Here is a 14,419-nt window from a genome sequence, read left to right as displayed (position 1 = left end):
CCACCTGGCCGTCAGCGTCACCGGCCACCACTACGGAGGCGTCACGGAGCGGCACCGCGTGACCTGGCTGAGCCCGGAGCGCGGCGCTGTCGGTCGTGTGTCGTACTGTTCGCCGAGCTTCGTCACTCCATCGGAGAACCGCATGTCCTCGCTTGCTCGGCTTGTCGCAACGCTTGCCGCACCTTTGCCCGCCTCACAGACATTCGCCCCGTCCCTGATCGGGCTGCCGGGACGCAGGGCACTCCTGCAACGCTGCGACAGCGAGCTGGTCGTACAGGACGTGGACGGCTCGTTCGGGACGGCAGGCGAGGCCACGATCCGGTTCCGCACCCCTTGGCCGCGGCGGTTCGGCACCTCCACGGTGGCACCGGACGGGAGTCTGGCCGTCTTCGCGGGAGTGCACGCGCTGCGGGCCATCGACCGTACGGGAACGGTCCGGTGGGAGGTCCGCCACGGTTGCTGGTACGGCGCCTGCAGAGAGATGCACCGCTCGTTCGAGGAGTACGCCGACGACCGCGACCACCGGTACCCGGACGGCGGCTCCGCTGGCTTCTCCGCCGACGGACGCCTGGTGTGGGCGCACGTACGAGGTCCTTTGCCCGGCGGCGAGTTGGACGCGGAGACAGTGGACGAGTGGCTGGTCCTCGACGCCGTCGACGGACGGCTGCTCGCGCGGGCGAACGCCCGGTCAGCGGCCGCCGGCAGTGTGCACGTGCCCCATCCGGATCCGCAGCGGATGGGGCTGACCATCGGGGAGGGCCAGGACGGATCGCCCCTGCGCTGGGGGCGTTGGGACGGCGAGACCCTGACCGTGGAGTACTTCGAGGACCAGGACTTGGTACTGCTCGACGTGAGTCCGTCGGGCGACCGGTTCCTGACCGTGAACCATGATCAGGACACCCTGGCCGTACATGACATCGAGGACGGCTCCGTCCTGGCTGAGTGGGACGCCGAGTCGGTCATCCCCCGACACCCCGACGCGGAGCCCGACAACGACGAGGTGTGGCCCTTGTGGGACTGGGCGGGGGGCTTCATCGACGAGGCCACCGTGATCACCGGAACCGTCGAGAGCGACGAAGAGTGGGGCGAAGGCCGGCACTGGCTGATCGGCACCTCCCCGACGCGCTCGCCTGAACCGGTCACCTACCCCCTCCCCGTGTCCGGCACTCCCACCGGGCTCGGTGACGGGACCTGGTACACGGTCGCAGGATCCGAAGTGCACGTGTGGGCGCTGCGCTGACCGCCTTCCGCCGAGAGCAGACCCGGTCGCCTTCGCGCCGGCCCAGCCGCTGGAGGGGACGGCGCCGACGCGGTGGGGCTGGCTTTTGAGGTGCCGCACGCGCGAGGGGTGCGGCACGAGGTCGTTGCGGAGTTCACGTGAGGGATGCTTCAGCGGCTGAGCTCGCCTGTCCGCACGTTGGTGCAGGATGTGATCCCGCGACCACACCATAGGCTCGCAGCGTGATTGAGACCATCGTGTTCGACGTCGGCGAGACGATCACCCGGGACGACCGCTACTGGGGGTCCTGGGCTGACTGGCTGGGCGTCCCCCGTCACACCCTCTCTGCGCTCGTTGGGGCTGTCGTGGCCCAGGGGCACGACAATGCCGAGGCCCTGCGGCTCGCGCGGCCCGGCCTCGACGTCGCAGCCGAGTACCACGCCCGCGAAGCCGCCGGCCGCGGTGAGCGCCTCGACGAGAGTGACCTCTACACCGATGTCCGCCCGGCCTTGTCCGAGCTGCGCAAGCGGGGCGTACGCGTGATCATCGCGGGCAACCAGACGGCACGCGCAGGTGAGTTGCTCCGGGAGCTGGATCTTCCGGCGAATCTCGTTGTCACGTCGGGTGAGTGGGGTGTGGCGAAGCCGCAGCCGGTTTTCTTCCGGCGGGTGCTGGAGGTTGCGCAAGCTGCTCCGAGCGCGACGTTGTACGTCGGGGACCACCCGGCCGACGACTCTTCCCCGCGAAGGCGGCCGGGCTGCGCACGGCGCACATCCGCCGGGGCCCGTGGGGACACCTGTGGGCGGACGACCCCGAGGTCGTCGCGGCGTCGGACTGGCGGATCGACAACCTCACCCAGCTCACGACGGTCATCGAAGGCTGACTGAGTAGGGCCGGGGCTGGCGCGGTGGCTGACGCTCCGTTTCCAGTCCCCGGACCTACTAAGACCAAGCGGTCAGCCGCACTCCCTCCGTGCCGACAGTAGAGGCCGCAGGGCGATCAGCGCCCCGACGACGAACACGGCGGTGGCCAGGTAGATGAGGCCGAGATGGCCGAGGGTGTCCAGGTCGTACGGGTAGTGGGCGGGCAGTGCGACGGCCAGACCGAGCACGGGGACGGCGACCGCGGTGACATAGGCCCACAGGAGTCCGCGGCGGACTCCGAACCAGGCAAGCGCCGCAGTGGCGAGTCCGGCTGCCGCGATGAAGCCGGACACCGCGATGTGCAGGTGCGCGATGTAGTCGTACAGCTCGGGACTGAACGCCTGGATGTCGGATCGGCCCACATCCACCTCGCCGGGGCCGATGCCCAGTTCCAGGAACGCGCCGGTGAAGTTGCGGACGAAGAAGATCACCGCGTATCCGACGAATGCCAGACCGGCGAGCGCCATGAGCGCGGATCCCAGTCGGAGCGTTCCCGGGCTCCCGGCGGTGCCGACCGTGCTCCTCCGATGCGTGACGGTGGTCATGGCGCCTCCTTGGTCGACCGGACGTACCGGTGTTCTCGCCTATGAAGACGGCGCGGGCAAATGAAGTTATTGCAACGTGGCAAAACGCAATAAAATCGGCGTCAGGAATCGTCTCTATGGTGTGGTAGGCGTGCAGGTCACCGAGGCCGACCAGAGGGAAGACTTCCGCCAAATGGTGCGGGCAGAGCTTCCCCGGCTCTACATGATCGCCCGGTCCCTGCTCGGTACTGACGCCGAGGACGCGGTGCAGGACTGCATGGTGAAGGCGTTCGAACGCCTCGACCAGCTCCGTGATCCGGCGGCGGGTGCCGCGTGGCTGCGGAGCATTCTCGTCAACTGCTGTCGCGACCGCAGTCGGGCCCGGGCCAGGCAACCGGTCGCGGTGGACTTCGAGGAGGTGGAGGACTTCTCTCTCTACCGGAAGATCGCCTACGAAGATCCCTTCCCCTACTCGGACAGCCTCCACCTGGACTTCCTTCAGGGATTTGGGCAGGAGGACGTGCGCGCCGTGCTGCTGCGGCTCCCCGAGATCTACCGGGTTGCGCTCGTCCTGGTCTACATGCACGGCTTCCTGGCCAAGGAAGCAGCGGCGATCCTCCGGGTGCCGCTGGGCACCGTGCTCGCCCGCCTGCACCGGGGCCGCAAGCTCTTCGAGAAGCAGATGTGGGACTACGCGGAAGAGAACGGACTGCTGAAGGAGGGCGTGCGTTGATCACTTGTTCCGAGGCGGTGCGGGAGCTGTGGGAGTACCTCGACGCCACGGTCGATCAGACGGACCGCGAGGCGGTGGAAGAGCACCTGTCCCGGTGCCGGCGCTGCTGCGGCGAGCTCGAATTCGCCGTCGAGCTCCGCAGACTCCTGCTCGGCACGGGCCGTGAGGACATCCCCGCAGACGTCCTGCGGCGCCTGAACGAGACCCTGGAGGAGCTGGGCCGATGAGCCGCGATCTGATGCACAGCGGCGAGGTGAAGCAGCTGGTCCGCGACGCCTACCGCAACGTCCCGGCGTCCACGGCCGCCGTGGCCCACAAGCTCTACACCCCCGAGGAACTGGCCGAGGTCCCCCAGGCCGCCATCGACCGAGCCCTCGGTGTCGCCGACCACCTCCGCTGCACCGTCATCCACCCCGGTGAAACCATCCTCGACATCGGCTGCGGAGGCGGTATCGACACCATCCTCGCCGCCCGCCGCACCGGCCCGACCGGCCGCGTCATCGCCCTCGACTTCCTCCCCGAGATGCTCCAGCGCACCGCCGACGCCGCGGCCGACGCCGCTCTGACGAACGTCGAACCCCTGGAAGGCGAGATGGAGGCCATCCCGCTCCCGGACGACACGGTGAATCTGATCATCTCCAACGGCGTCATCAACCTTTCCCCCCGCAAAGCCCGCGTGATGGCCGAATGCGCACGCGTCCTGCATCCTGGCGGCAGGCTCTGCGTCGCCGACCTCACCGTCGGCCAGGACGAGCTTCCGCCGCAGATCCTCACCCAGCCCGCTGCCTGGGCCGGCTGCGTGGCCGGGGCGCTGTCCGAAGACGACTTCGTACGCAAGCTGGAGCGGGCTGGATTCCGGGACGTCCACGTGCCGTACCGCCGCCCCATGAGCGTTGACGACTGCGCGCTGTACCCCCTGTTCAGCGCAGAGGTGATCCAGCTCATGAAGAAACTGATCCCAGCGGACCAGCAGCAGGCCGTGGCAGTCTCGGTGGTTGTCCGAGCACAGCTTCCGCGGACACAGACCGACTGGTGAAGCCATGGGTGACGACCGCCTCTGCGTCCGCCCCCATGAGGACTGCCCGCCCGACTCGCTCACGACCAGGCGGCTTTGATGGTCGAGGGCGATGCGACGACAAGGTCATCTCGTGTCCTGCTGCCGACCCAGATCCCGCAGGAACGTGGCGACGTGTGGGAGTTCCTCAACCCGGGCACGGGCCACGGTCTCCCGCACCTCCAGCTCCTCGATCAACGACCCCAGCGACGCCCCCTTCACCACCACGGTGGGAGGACGCCGTCTGGCCTATGCCCCCCAATCAGCGTTCTGCCGGCTCAGCACTTCCCTGAAGAAGAGCTACACCCATCCGAGGATGCCGGTAACGACAGCATCAACACTGCCCGCCAACCGCTCGGCCCTCATGCCCGGACGGTACCCGCCGGGCTGGAACGTTGAGGGGCCGCGCCGCCCCTCTCCGCGAGGAGCAAGGCAAGCGGTCCGGCCGGGAGAAGGAATCGGCCCTGCGCCACGGCGTCGAGCGCATCCGCCGCCGCCATCCACATCAGCTTGAAGCCCTCCTCGCTCGGCGTGAGTTCCTGCGGCCCGCAGGTCAACGAGGTCGCCTCGTAGAGGTGGACGCGGGCCGCCGAGTCGAGTGTGATGGCATACGAGCCGAGTGAACGCCAGACATCGGCCGTGACGCCGGCTTCTTCCCTCAGTTCCCGCCGAGCGCACTGCTCCGGCGTCTCGCCGTCTTCTCTCCGCCCGCCAGGAAGGAAGAGGTGCTCGCCGCCATGCCGCGGGAAGTCCGCACTCAGGATGGCCACCCGGTCGTCAGAATCACGGGCCACCACTACGGAGGCGTCACGGAGCGGCCCACGGCTCTGATTGTCGTCGCTCATGCCACGCGAGCGTAGCGAGCATCAGCGCACCCAAGCAGCGAACGGCACGTTCATGACGACGGGATGCGCGATCCCTCGACCGTGAAACCCGTCTTCGCCGAACGCGTCACCGTGATCTGCGCACATGATGATCAGCCACCGCTTCTTGGCTGTCAGCGTGGTGATCAGGCGGCCGAGGTGGCTGTCGGCATAGGAGAGGGCCGCCCTCTGAGACGCCACGGTGTCGCGGCTGTCCCCGATGTAGTGACCGTGAGGGACGTGCGTGGCCGAGACGTTGAGGAACAGGTACAACGGCCGGCTGTCGTAGCGATCAGCGAGTTCGAGACAGTAATCGACCTGATGACGGGTCGAGTCCATCTCGGGCGAGCAAAACTCGGGCCTCCAGTGGTCATCGTCGAAGAGGTCGGGCAGCACCGAGCCGAGCGGCGTCTCGCGGGAGAAGTACGTCACGCCTCCGACGCATACGCTTTGGTAACCGTGCCTTCCCAGCCCTTTGAGGAGATTCGGTGCATCGAATACGAACGTCTCCTCGGCCATCGTCTTGAAGGCGGGCGGTCGGCACTCCCACAGCCGTGGGGACTGCTCGGGTCGCGGAACCTTGGGGAGAAAACCACTGAAGAACGTCATGTGGGCGGGAAGCGTGAAGCTGCCCGGCGTGTGCCGCTGCTCCCATCCGCCCTCGGGAAGCAGTCTCTCCAGGCTGGGCGTGAGCCCGTCTTCAAGGGCGGTGCGGGCAACGTCGTAGCGGAGGGAGTCGAGGGCGACGAAGAGGATGCTCGTACCGGACTCGATGATCTCGGCGGCGTCGATCATGCTTGGCCTCCCGCAGTGAGCTCGTCGTGCCACGGCTCGATCGTCCCCTTGGCCTGTGCGTTCACCGGGATGGGAACGCGGTCCTCGGCAATGAGGCGGCGGATCTCGACGAGGCCGTTGGTGTCGTCCATGAGCGCGCCGTGGCTGTTGAAGAGCCTGATGCGCACCGTTGGGGACTCGTGGACCCCGTCGGACCCGAGCATGACGCCGGGCACCCCTTCGGAGCGAGCGAGGGTCTTCAACAGCACTTCCTCAGTCTGATGGCCGATGAAACGCACATTGCAGGCGTAGTGCTGGGCGTTGACGGCACCCCTGCAGAACCTGTGCGCCATGTCGGCGCTGACCGGGTGTCCGTCGTGCGCCACGGCGATCCTGCGGGCTCGCTGTGTGACGACGAAGCAGGCGCCGAGCCACCACGCCACGCCGTCGTGGATCTCGCCGGGGTACTTGCCCACGGCGCCGCCGTCGCGGATGACGGCGTCAGTGTCGATGGGATTGAGCACGTAGGGCCTCCGCGAGATGGTCAAGGATCCGGTCGGCCAGGTCATCCGGGGTCCTGCCGTCGGTGTCCAGCAGGACGGCCGTGGGATCGGAGTCGGCGACGGCTTCGAAGTGGTCGACGAGTTGTGCGAGCCGACCGGGTGTACGCAGGAGGGCGATGTCGTCGTCCTTCACGTCCTGCTTGTGCGCGAGTCGCTCACGCAGGGACGCCTCCGAGCAGCAGAGGTAGAAGGTGTACATCGGCACCTCCAGGTAGGAACGGAAGGGAGCGAGTAGCTCAGTGACCATGTCGACGTCCAACCCGTGCACGGCGGCGTGGCAGGCGATCACCGACGACACGTAACGGTCGGCTATCACCGGGCTGAGCTGCCGCGTCCGGCGGATCGAGTCGGAGCCGTGCAGGACGCCGGAGAGGTAGAAGGCGAACTGGGGCAGCGGGCGCAGCTTGGTGCTCACCGCCCGGGACCAGTCGGAGTGCGGCAGGGGGAGCGTGTGGATACCCGCGCCTTTCAGCCGCTCGGCGAGGATGCCGGCCAGTGTCGACTTGCCGACGGCCGAGACACCTTCGAGCACGATCAGGGGAAAAGCGGGTTCTCCGATGTACACGGGCCGGTAGGGGAACGGCAGGCTCATAGGGTTCCTTGGGTGAACGAGGTGACGTGTCCAGCCGCGGCCTCGGCCAGCCGACGGCGATCGGTCAGGAAGTCCTTGAGGTCCAGGCGCAGGTCTTCGCGCAGCAGGCACGGCTGAAGTCGCCGTCGTGATCGAAGCGCAGGGCCCAGAAGCCCTCGACACACTGGGTGCGCAGGGCGCAGGTTCCGCACTGTCCGACGTGGTGGCGGCCGAGGTGGCGGTGGATGACGTCGATCTCTACGCCGTCGACCCGGAACACACGCCGCCCCTGGCCGACACCTGCCACCTCGGTGTGCTCGTCGGTGGTGAGGGTGCGGAGGTAGCTCACGATCTCGTCGGCCGGAACGGCGGAGGAGACGCGATCCGCGTTGAAGTCCGTCCCGACGAGTTCGATGAACTGGACGGGCATCCTGCGGTCCAGGGCGAAGTGGAGGATGTCCCGTACCTCGTGGGCATTCTCCTTCTGAAGCAGGGTGTTCAACTCGACGCGCTCGAAGATCTCTCGTGCCGCCTCGATGCCGTCAAGAATCGCGTCGATTCCGACACGCGATTGGGCGATGGCCCGGAGGGACTCGTCGGAGAAGTAGTGGAGGCTGACCTTCACCTTGTCCAGCGGGGAGCGGGCGAGCCACTCCTGATTCGCCCGCACGAGCAGGCCGTTGGTGATCAGTGTGTACGAGGCGGCGGGGCCGGGCTCGGGAAGGTTGCCCAGTACGGGGCGAGCGAAGCGGGAGAGGAGCGGTTCTCCCCCCGTGAAGTAGACGCGGCGCAGTCCGGCTTCCATGAGCGCGGTGATGACGGTGACGTAGTGCTCGGAGCACAGCGACCGCCTGCGCGGCCGCTGGCTCCGGTCTTCTCGGGTCCGTGGGGGGGGCGGAACATCCCCCTCGTTGTGACAGAACCAGCACACGAGGTTGCAGGCGGGTCCGAAGGAGACCCGTAACTGCCCTCGAAGGGCGGCGAAGTTGCGCAGAGCGGTCCAGTCAACCGCAGAGGCGGGGAGTGGGGTCCGGGCAGTGTGCACTGCTACCTCCAAGAGGGAGGGGGCTGATGATGTGGTGAGGGTTGTACGGGGGTCAGGATTCGCTCGGCGCTCGAAGCTCAGCCCAGACGACCTTGCCCCAGCGGTGTCGGTCGTAGCCCCACCGCAGGCTCAGCGCATCGACCAGCATCAAGCCGCGGCCTCCCGCAGCGTCGCAGCCGGGGTTGCCCACCTGCGGCAGGTCAGGGGACTTGTCGGCAACCCCGATGCGCACGACGCCGCCCGGTCGGCATCTGATCAGGACACGCACCGACCGACACCGAGTGTGGTCGAGCCGAAGCCCAGCTATGTCACGCCTTGGGACGACACGCCCCAATGGGAGCGCGAGGCCGCCGGTGCCGTGTGCGAGCAGCTGCGCCAGTTCCTCGACCTGAGTGGCGGGCACGCGGCGCGGCTCACACGTGAGCAGAAGGGGCGCTTCGTGTCGATCTGCTGGATCGCCCAGATGTACCGCCACTTCGAGGAGCCGAAGCCGGGCTATGTCGCCGACTGGGCCGAGCTGCCGGACTGGCAGAAGGAGACCAACTCGGACATCTTCGAGGTGATCGAGGACTCGTTGAAGTGATCAGCCGCCGACGGCACTTGTGGCGTGCCATCGGCGGCCGACCTTCCGTCAGGTTGACGTCGGCTTCAAGGCGACCCGCCTCCGTACGAGGTTGATGCCGACGACCTCGACGGACAGCTCGTCGCCCGCCTCGGGCAGGGACAGGCCGGTGAGCGTGTCCCGGTGCACGAGTCCCTCCACGCCGTCGGCCACCCGTACGAACACGCCGAACGGGACCGCCTTGGTGACCGTGCCGCGTACCACCCGGCCGAGCCCGTTCCGTGCGAACTCCGTCAGGGGGTCCGGAGCAAGGGCGGCCAGGGACAGCCGGACCTGCTGCCGGGGCAGTTCGAAGGCGAGGATCTCGGCGGTGACCTCCTGGCCGACGTGGACGACTTCGTCGAGCGAGTCGAACCGGTGCCGGGAAAGTTCGGGGACGGTGACGAAGCCCTCGACGCCGTCGAGGTCCACGAACACGCCGAAGGGCGCGATGCGGGTGACGACTCCCCGTACGATCTGCCCGCGCTCCAGCCCTCGCCACGTGGTCTCGGCCCCGGCGAGCCGGCGCCGGGTCCCCACGAGCGTGGCCAGATCATCGGCGAGCGCGATCTCGACCGTCTGCAGCGCGGGATGCTCCAGCCAGTACCGGCGGGGCAGGTCCACGGCCCCCTCGTGCAGCGGCGGCCAGTCGGCGGCCGGGGTGAAGTCGTCGATCACGATCGTGCCGTCCGGGGTGAGAAGCCGGGCCGGGTCGGCCGGGGTGTCGTCCGCGGACTTGGCCGTGCCGCCGCCGTCGAGGACCAGCAGGTCGTAGGGCCCGTACTCCTCGATGCGCCGCCAGTCCCCCGTGACCACCTCCACCTCGGGCCGGTCCGCGAACACCTCCGCCGCGACCCGGGCCCGCTCCGGATCACGCTCCACGCTCACCAGCCGTACGCCCTCACCCGCCCCCGAGGCGAGCCAGGACAGACCGACGCCGCAGCCCGTGCCCGTCTCACCGATCAGATGGCGGGCGCCGCCCGCCAACGCGTGCAGCAGGCGGCCCTGTTCGGGGCGGCAGGAGTGAGGGAAGCCGTGGGCGCGGGCGGCGGTGAGGGCGCGTTCGACGAGTGGGGGGAGGAGGTCGGTGGAGTCGTACGCGTCCGTTCCGGAGATCGACATGACGGCGATCCTGCCGCACCGTCCGACTGCCCGTAAAGGTCACGTGCCCCGCCGTACCTGCCACCTTCGCGCCGCCACGAAGAACACGGCCACATAGCCGAGCCGCACCGTGATCACCACACCCAGGCCCGCCCATGCGAGAGGCCACGGCTCCCCCTGGCTGCCCACCAACGACGTCGGCACGGCGCCGACCCGGCCCCGGGGGTCGTATGTGACCTCCAGACGGCTTCCCGGACTTGCCCACCGAACTCCCATGATGAACTTGTCCGGTCGTCCGGCCGCGCAGTTCAGACGGTGCACGTAGTCGGTCCGGGTGCTGGTGTGCGTCACGTTTCCCGCGCTGTCGTAGTGCGTGGTCGTGTGCCGCTGTTCGTCGACCTCGATGACCGTGCACAGGGTGTGCCTGCCGCGGGTCTGCAGCACCTCGTCCTCCACGGAGCCGCTCACCGCTGCCGCCACCCCGCACAGCAGCAGACTGCTCAGTCCCATCACGAGGAACTGGGCGATGAACCACCTCTCACTGCGGAGGTAGAGCAGGAAGGAGAAGAACCCGCCGAAGAAGCCGGCCACGATCATCACCACACCCAGGGCCGCGCTCGGCCAGCCGGGGCCGTGAGCGTTCAGCATGGCTCCTGCGTACGTGACTCCCACCACGGACACCGGGATCGCCACGGCGATGAACGCATCAACGGCCGCCCACGCCCAGCCGCGTTCGTGGGTCATGAGACGGTCGAGCAAGGCCGAACCCTTCTCGACGACCGCATCGACAGCGCGGTCCACGAGCCCCTGCCCCGGCTTGCGCATAGCCCTCCCGCAGTCGCACTCACGCTCACGCTCACGCTCACAGGGGACATGCCCCCGTGATTCCGTTCGTCACCCCATGTCCCAACTCCCGTCATAAACCTGCTCCGTTGGTCCCAACAGCGGACCGGACCCCACCGCGTCGCCGAAGATCACCGGGGTGCAGAATGACCCGTATGTCGATAACGAGTACCCCGAAGACGGCCACGATCGACGACGCTCCGCTGATCAGTCGCACCTTGGCCCGCGCCTTCGACGACGACCCGATGATGCGCTGGTTCTTCCCCGGCGACGCCTCGCGCGAGGCAGGGCTGGGCCGCTACTTCACCACCATCTTCACCCGGCAGTACGTCCACCACAGCGTGTGTGAGCGCACCGAGGCGGCGGCCGCCTTCTGGGTACCGCCGGAGGCGCAGGCCAAGGCCGTTCCCGACGCGGAGACCATCCAGGAGCTCCAGAACATCCTCGGCGACCGAGCTCCCCAGTTCAGGGACACCGTCGAGACGGCCGCCCAGCACACGCCCCAGGAACCGCACTGGTACCTGGCGGTGATCGGCGCCGACCCGGCCGCCCAGGGCCAGGGACACGGGGCCGCTCTGCTGCGCTCGGGGCTGGCCAAGGCCGACGCGGCGGGTCTGCCCGCCTGTCTGGAGTCCTCCAAGCCGTCCAACCTGCCCTTCTACGAGCACTTCGGCTTCACCGTGCGCGAGGAGCTGCGGCTGCCGGGGAACGGACCGGTGCTGTGGGCGATGTGGCGCGAACCGCGCCGCCCGGCCGGTGCCTAGAAGGCGCTGATCACAGAGCCGGAGCCTTGCCCGCGTTCCCCGCTGCCACCATCGCCTCGGCCACCCGCGCCACCGACCCCGTGTGCAGCGACAGGAAGAGGTTCGGCTCGACCAGCTCCAGCTCCATCACCCCCGGCTCCCCGTCCTCCCCGTCCACCAGATCGACGCGCGCATACAGCAGGTCGGGCGCGTCCGGTACGGCAGCCAGGGCGCGCTCGGCGACGGCGAGTTCGGCGTCCGTCGGTTCCCACACCTCCAGCCCCGGATGGGCGACCTTGCGCTCGTCGTACGGCGTCCCCGGCGCGAGCACGGCCCCCTTGCGGCTGGCGTGCAGCAGCCGCCCGCCGAAGAACTGCAGCGCCCGCTCCCCGGCGGTGTCGATGCTCCGCACAAACGGCTGCACCATCGCCGTGAGCCCCTCCTCATGCAGGCGCGCGAGGTGTCGTGCCGCCGTCTCCCGCTCCTCGGGCAGATAGCGCGCGGCGTACCGGGCACCGGCGCCGGAGGTGGGCTTGACGACGTACTCGTGGTCGTCGGGGAGGTCGGCGGGCTCGCCGGGGTCTATGTAGCGGGTGGGGACGGTCGGCACTCCGGCCGCCGCCAGCTCCCCGAGGTACCGCTTGTCGGTGTTCCACCGCACCACGTCCGCCGGATTCGCCAGCCGCGTGACCTTGCCGCACACCTCTGCCCAGGCTACGAACTCGGCGGCCCGCCAGCTGTAGTCCCAGGTCGAGCGGATCACGGCGAGATCGAACTCGGCCCAGTCGACCGCCGGGTCGTCCCACTCGACGGCCACCGCCTCGGCACCGCTCGCAGCCAACGCCTCGATCAGCAGCGGCAGATCACGGTCGACGCTGACCTCGGGGCCGGGCGGCAAGTAACGAGGGCGATTCGGGGCACGGCGGGCTCCTCGGGGACGACGGCGGAACGCTGCGCAGGGTGTTTAACAGTTGGCCGATTGGCCTGGTCATCCTGGATTCTCCTGGGTTCCTGGAGTATGCCGCACAGAGATGCGTAACCCGTACGGAGGTTTGGTCGTTGAGGTGATCGTCGGTCGGTGCGGGGTGTGTGAGGGGGCGGGGTGCGGCGCAGGGTCGTGGTGGGTGAGGGGGAGGTGCAACAGGTCGCGGCGGCCTGTGCCGCGCGCTGCGGGGCGTGGATGCGGTCAGTGGCGAGCGGCTCGGCGAGGCGGCTTTGGTGGAGCGGGCCGGCTGGCTGAGCGCTCTGGTCGGGTCGCTGGCCCAGGGCGTGGTCCAGGAGCACTGGAACGGGGCCGATCTGGCCCAACTCGCCTCCGGTGTCGACCGTTCGGGCGCATCGCTGCCGTCGCAGGGGTGGATGGCGTTGCGGCGTCTGGGCTGGACGGTGACCGTTGCGCAGGGGGTGTACGTCCCAGACCGGGTGGTGCGCATCGCGCAGGAGCAGGCCGGGCGGGTGCTGCGCTCGGCCTGGTGGCGCGCCGAGGTCACCGCCGCGCTGCTGGCGACCTGGCCCGCCGACCCCGCCCGGCGCACCGAGGCGGAGTGGCAGGCGCTGCGCGCCGCGCTGCCCGACGGCGGGGCGGTGACGAGCGGCGTACTGCTGGCCCGCACCCGGCAGATCGCCGCGTTCCAGGCCCGCCACGGGCGGCTGCCGGCGGACGTGACCGAGTGCGAGTCGGCGCCGGGGACGGACGGGCAGGTGGTGCTCGCGGCGGCCGACCGGCAGCTGGCCACCCTTCAGCGCTGCCCGGAAGACCCGTCTCGCTACGCGGTGCTGACCCTGCGCCTGCCGGTGCGGCCCGATCCCGCCTGCCGGGCCGACTGGCATCCGGTGCGTATCCGGTTCCGGCTGCCGCCGCAGGTGCCCGCCGCCGCGGTGCTGTGCCCGCCGACCCTGCGCGTCCGCGAGGGGCGGCTGCTGCTCGATGTGCCCTACGCCCAGGCGGTCCCGAAACCGGAGCGAGCCGGGCACCGCAGGGCGGTGGCGTTCGACTGGGGGCTGAACACCCTGCTCACCGGCGGCGCCCTACGCCTGACCGACGAGGCCCAGCCGCGGGTGGTGACCGATGCCCGCCCGGTGTCCTTCCGCGCGGCCGGGGTGCTGGCCAAGGCCGACCGGCTGCGCATCCACGCAGAGCGGATCGGCGCCCGCATCGACCGGCTGCGCATCCTGATCACCTCCCGGCAGGAACGCGGGATGCGCCCGGACCCCTGGCTGATGGCCAAGCTCGCCGTCCTGGAAGCCGAGCGGGAGCGCCTCGCCCGGCGGCGTGCCCGGCTGAACGCGGCGCTCGCCAAGGCCGCCGCCCGCTTCATGACCGGCCACGCGATCGCCGCCGGAGCCTCGGCCATCTACCTCGAGGACCTCCGCGACATGCAGGCGCGCGGCAAGGGCCGCACGCTCAACACCCGCCTGTCCCAGACGGTACGCGGCGCCATCGTCACCCACGTCCGCCACCGGGCCGCCGCCCACGGCATCGCGGTGGTCATCGTCCCGCCCCGGGGCACGTCGAAGCACTGCCCGTGCTGCCTGGCCGCCTTCCGCCACCACAAGGCCCCCCAACCATCAGGCGGCGGGCTGGGCGTGGGCGTCGTGCCCCAACACTGAGACCTGCGGGTACAGCACCGGCCGGGACAACGCCGCCTGGCAGCGGATCGGCGCCCGCGGCCTGACCCACCAGCATCAGACCCGCCTCGACCGCGCCACCGGCACCTTCGTGATCCGCGCCGTGGTCGAGGCCCTGGACCGCACCAGCGCGGTCCGGCACCAGTCCCGGGACCGCACCAAGAGCGGCCCCACAGCAAAACGCCCTGTGCCCGGGAAGCGGCGCAGGGTCCCCGCCCCACCCGGCAACCGTGC

General features: G+C 69.5%; 17 protein-coding genes and 2 pseudogenes. 8 read left to right on the top strand and 11 right to left on the bottom strand.

What is annotated here, in order from left to right; genetic code table 11:
• Positions 1–184 precede the first annotated feature (184 nt).
• Positions 185–1,240 (top strand): hypothetical protein, encoded by a 1,056-nt coding sequence (locus tag ACKTSN_RS32050; protein ID WP_409472295.1) that lies wholly within the window; start codon positions 185–187, stop codon positions 1,238–1,240.
• Between the two features lie 221 nt (positions 1,241–1,461).
• Positions 1,462–2,102, top strand: a pseudogene (locus tag ACKTSN_RS32045) (HAD family hydrolase).
• A gap of 72 nt (positions 2,103–2,174) precedes the next feature.
• On the opposite strand, the gene ACKTSN_RS32040 reads toward ACKTSN_RS32045, so the two are convergent.
• Positions 2,175–2,687: a hypothetical protein gene (locus ACKTSN_RS32040; RefSeq protein WP_409472294.1), complete on the bottom strand. Its 513-nt coding sequence runs from the start codon at positions 2,685–2,687 to the stop codon at positions 2,175–2,177.
• Positions 2,688–2,817: 130 nt separating this feature from the next.
• On the opposite strand from ACKTSN_RS32040, the gene ACKTSN_RS32035 reads away from it, so the two are divergent.
• From ACKTSN_RS32035 to ACKTSN_RS32025, 3 genes are read left to right on the top strand one after another with little or no spacing between them, the layout of a single operon-like run.
• Positions 2,818–3,399, top strand: coding sequence for an RNA polymerase sigma factor (locus ACKTSN_RS32035; RefSeq protein ID WP_409472293.1), 582 nt, complete (start codon positions 2,818–2,820; stop codon positions 3,397–3,399).
• Positions 3,396–3,626 carry an anti-sigma factor family protein gene (locus ACKTSN_RS32030; RefSeq protein WP_409472292.1) on the top strand — a complete coding sequence of 77 codons (231 nt, stop codon included), beginning with the start codon at positions 3,396–3,398 and terminating at the stop codon, positions 3,624–3,626. Before ACKTSN_RS32035 ends, ACKTSN_RS32030 begins: the two co-directional genes overlap by 4 nt.
• Positions 3,623–4,435, top strand: coding sequence for a methyltransferase domain-containing protein (locus ACKTSN_RS32025; RefSeq protein ID WP_409472291.1), 813 nt, complete (start codon positions 3,623–3,625; stop codon positions 4,433–4,435). Before ACKTSN_RS32030 ends, ACKTSN_RS32025 begins: the two co-directional genes overlap by 4 nt.
• A gap of 105 nt (positions 4,436–4,540) precedes the next feature.
• Here ACKTSN_RS32025 and ACKTSN_RS32020 read toward each other — a convergent pair whose 3' ends face one another.
• The 7 genes from ACKTSN_RS32020 to ACKTSN_RS31990 form a co-directional block, all read right to left on the bottom strand.
• Complete coding sequence (locus ACKTSN_RS32020; protein WP_409472290.1) at positions 4,541–4,681, bottom strand: hypothetical protein; 141 nt, start codon at positions 4,679–4,681, stop codon at positions 4,541–4,543.
• A gap of 134 nt (positions 4,682–4,815) precedes the next feature.
• Positions 4,816–5,298: an NUDIX hydrolase gene (locus ACKTSN_RS32015; RefSeq protein WP_409472289.1), complete on the bottom strand. Its 483-nt coding sequence runs from the start codon at positions 5,296–5,298 to the stop codon at positions 4,816–4,818.
• Positions 5,299–5,319: 21 nt separating this feature from the next.
• Positions 5,320–6,111 (bottom strand): STM4013/SEN3800 family hydrolase, encoded by a 792-nt coding sequence (locus tag ACKTSN_RS32010; protein ID WP_409472288.1) that lies wholly within the window; start codon positions 6,109–6,111, stop codon positions 5,320–5,322.
• Positions 6,108–6,614: a hypothetical protein gene (locus ACKTSN_RS32005; RefSeq protein WP_409472287.1), complete on the bottom strand. Its 507-nt coding sequence runs from the start codon at positions 6,612–6,614 to the stop codon at positions 6,108–6,110. Before ACKTSN_RS32005 ends, ACKTSN_RS32010 begins: the two co-directional genes overlap by 4 nt.
• The gene (locus ACKTSN_RS32000; protein WP_409472286.1) at positions 6,592–7,245 is read right to left on the bottom strand and encodes a dTMP kinase; all 654 of its coding nucleotides are present in this window, start codon (positions 7,243–7,245) and stop codon (positions 6,592–6,594) included. Before ACKTSN_RS32000 ends, ACKTSN_RS32005 begins: the two co-directional genes overlap by 23 nt.
• A 64-nt stretch (positions 7,246–7,309) precedes the next feature.
• On the bottom strand, positions 7,310–8,155 hold the full coding sequence (locus ACKTSN_RS31995) for a radical SAM protein (protein ID WP_409474972.1): 846 nt from the start codon (positions 8,153–8,155) through the stop codon (positions 7,310–7,312).
• A gap of 166 nt (positions 8,156–8,321) precedes the next feature.
• A complete protein-coding gene (locus tag ACKTSN_RS31990; RefSeq protein WP_409472285.1) occupies positions 8,322–8,537 on the bottom strand; it encodes an ATP-binding protein in 216 nt (71 codons plus the stop codon).
• A gap of 15 nt (positions 8,538–8,552) precedes the next feature.
• On the opposite strand from ACKTSN_RS31990, the gene ACKTSN_RS31985 reads away from it, so the two are divergent.
• Positions 8,553–8,852, top strand: coding sequence for a hypothetical protein (locus ACKTSN_RS31985; RefSeq protein WP_409472284.1), 300 nt, complete (start codon positions 8,553–8,555; stop codon positions 8,850–8,852).
• 48 nt (positions 8,853–8,900) lie between these two features.
• Here ACKTSN_RS31985 and ACKTSN_RS31980 read toward each other — a convergent pair whose 3' ends face one another.
• Together ACKTSN_RS31980 and ACKTSN_RS31975 are read right to left on the bottom strand one after the other, a co-directional pair.
• The gene (locus ACKTSN_RS31980; RefSeq protein WP_409472283.1) at positions 8,901–9,992 is read right to left on the bottom strand and encodes a S1 RNA-binding domain-containing protein; all 1,092 of its coding nucleotides are present in this window, start codon (positions 9,990–9,992) and stop codon (positions 8,901–8,903) included.
• A gap of 39 nt (positions 9,993–10,031) precedes the next feature.
• Positions 10,032–10,796 carry a hypothetical protein gene (locus ACKTSN_RS31975; protein ID WP_409472282.1) on the bottom strand — a complete coding sequence of 255 codons (765 nt, stop codon included), beginning with the start codon at positions 10,794–10,796 and terminating at the stop codon, positions 10,032–10,034.
• A 164-nt stretch (positions 10,797–10,960) separates the two neighbouring features.
• Between ACKTSN_RS31975 and ACKTSN_RS31970 the strand changes: the two genes are divergently transcribed.
• Positions 10,961–11,578, top strand: a complete 618-nt coding sequence (locus ACKTSN_RS31970) for a GNAT family N-acetyltransferase (protein WP_409472281.1) — start codon at positions 10,961–10,963, stop codon at positions 11,576–11,578.
• Positions 11,579–11,588: 10 nt separating this feature from the next.
• On the opposite strand, the pseudogene ACKTSN_RS31965 reads toward ACKTSN_RS31970, so the two are convergent.
• Positions 11,589–12,478: pseudogene (locus ACKTSN_RS31965) on the bottom strand (ATP-grasp domain-containing protein).
• 255 nt (positions 12,479–12,733) lie between these two features.
• Between ACKTSN_RS31965 and ACKTSN_RS31960 the strand changes: the two are divergent.
• Positions 12,734–14,167: a transposase gene (locus ACKTSN_RS31960; RefSeq protein WP_409472280.1), complete on the top strand. Its 1,434-nt coding sequence runs from the start codon at positions 12,734–12,736 to the stop codon at positions 14,165–14,167.
• Positions 14,168–14,419 lie beyond the last annotated feature (252 nt).

The sequence above is a fragment of the Streptomyces flavusporus genome, assembly GCF_046267975.1.
Lineage (GTDB): Bacteria > Actinomycetota > Actinomycetes > Streptomycetales > Streptomycetaceae > Streptomyces > Streptomyces flavusporus.
Note: the sequence above shows the minus strand (reverse complement) of the source record. Positions and strands in the feature narration are given on the sequence as shown.

Bases quoted from the DNA above. Each gene is read 5' to 3' on its own strand.
- ACKTSN_RS32025 (WP_409472291.1), top strand. From the start codon at position 3,623: ATGAGCCGCGATCTGATGCACAGCGGCGAGGTGAAGCAGCTGGTCCGC.
- ACKTSN_RS32040 (WP_409472294.1), bottom strand. From the start codon at position 2,687: ATGACCACCGTCACGCATCGGAGGAGCACGGTCGGCACCGCCGGGAGC.
- ACKTSN_RS32010 (WP_409472288.1), bottom strand. From the start codon at position 6,111: ATGATCGACGCCGCCGAGATCATCGAGTCCGGTACGAGCATCCTCTTC.
- ACKTSN_RS31980 (WP_409472283.1), bottom strand. From the start codon at position 9,992: ATGTCGATCTCCGGAACGGACGCGTACGACTCCACCGACCTCCTCCCC.
- ACKTSN_RS31970 (WP_409472281.1), top strand. From the start codon at position 10,961: ATGACCCGTATGTCGATAACGAGTACCCCGAAGACGGCCACGATCGAC.
- ACKTSN_RS31975 (WP_409472282.1), bottom strand. From the start codon at position 10,796: ATGCGCAAGCCGGGGCAGGGGCTCGTGGACCGCGCTGTCGATGCGGTC.
- ACKTSN_RS32015 (WP_409472289.1), bottom strand. From the start codon at position 5,298: ATGAGCGACGACAATCAGAGCCGTGGGCCGCTCCGTGACGCCTCCGTA.
- ACKTSN_RS32000 (WP_409472286.1), bottom strand. From the start codon at position 7,245: ATGAGCCTGCCGTTCCCCTACCGGCCCGTGTACATCGGAGAACCCGCT.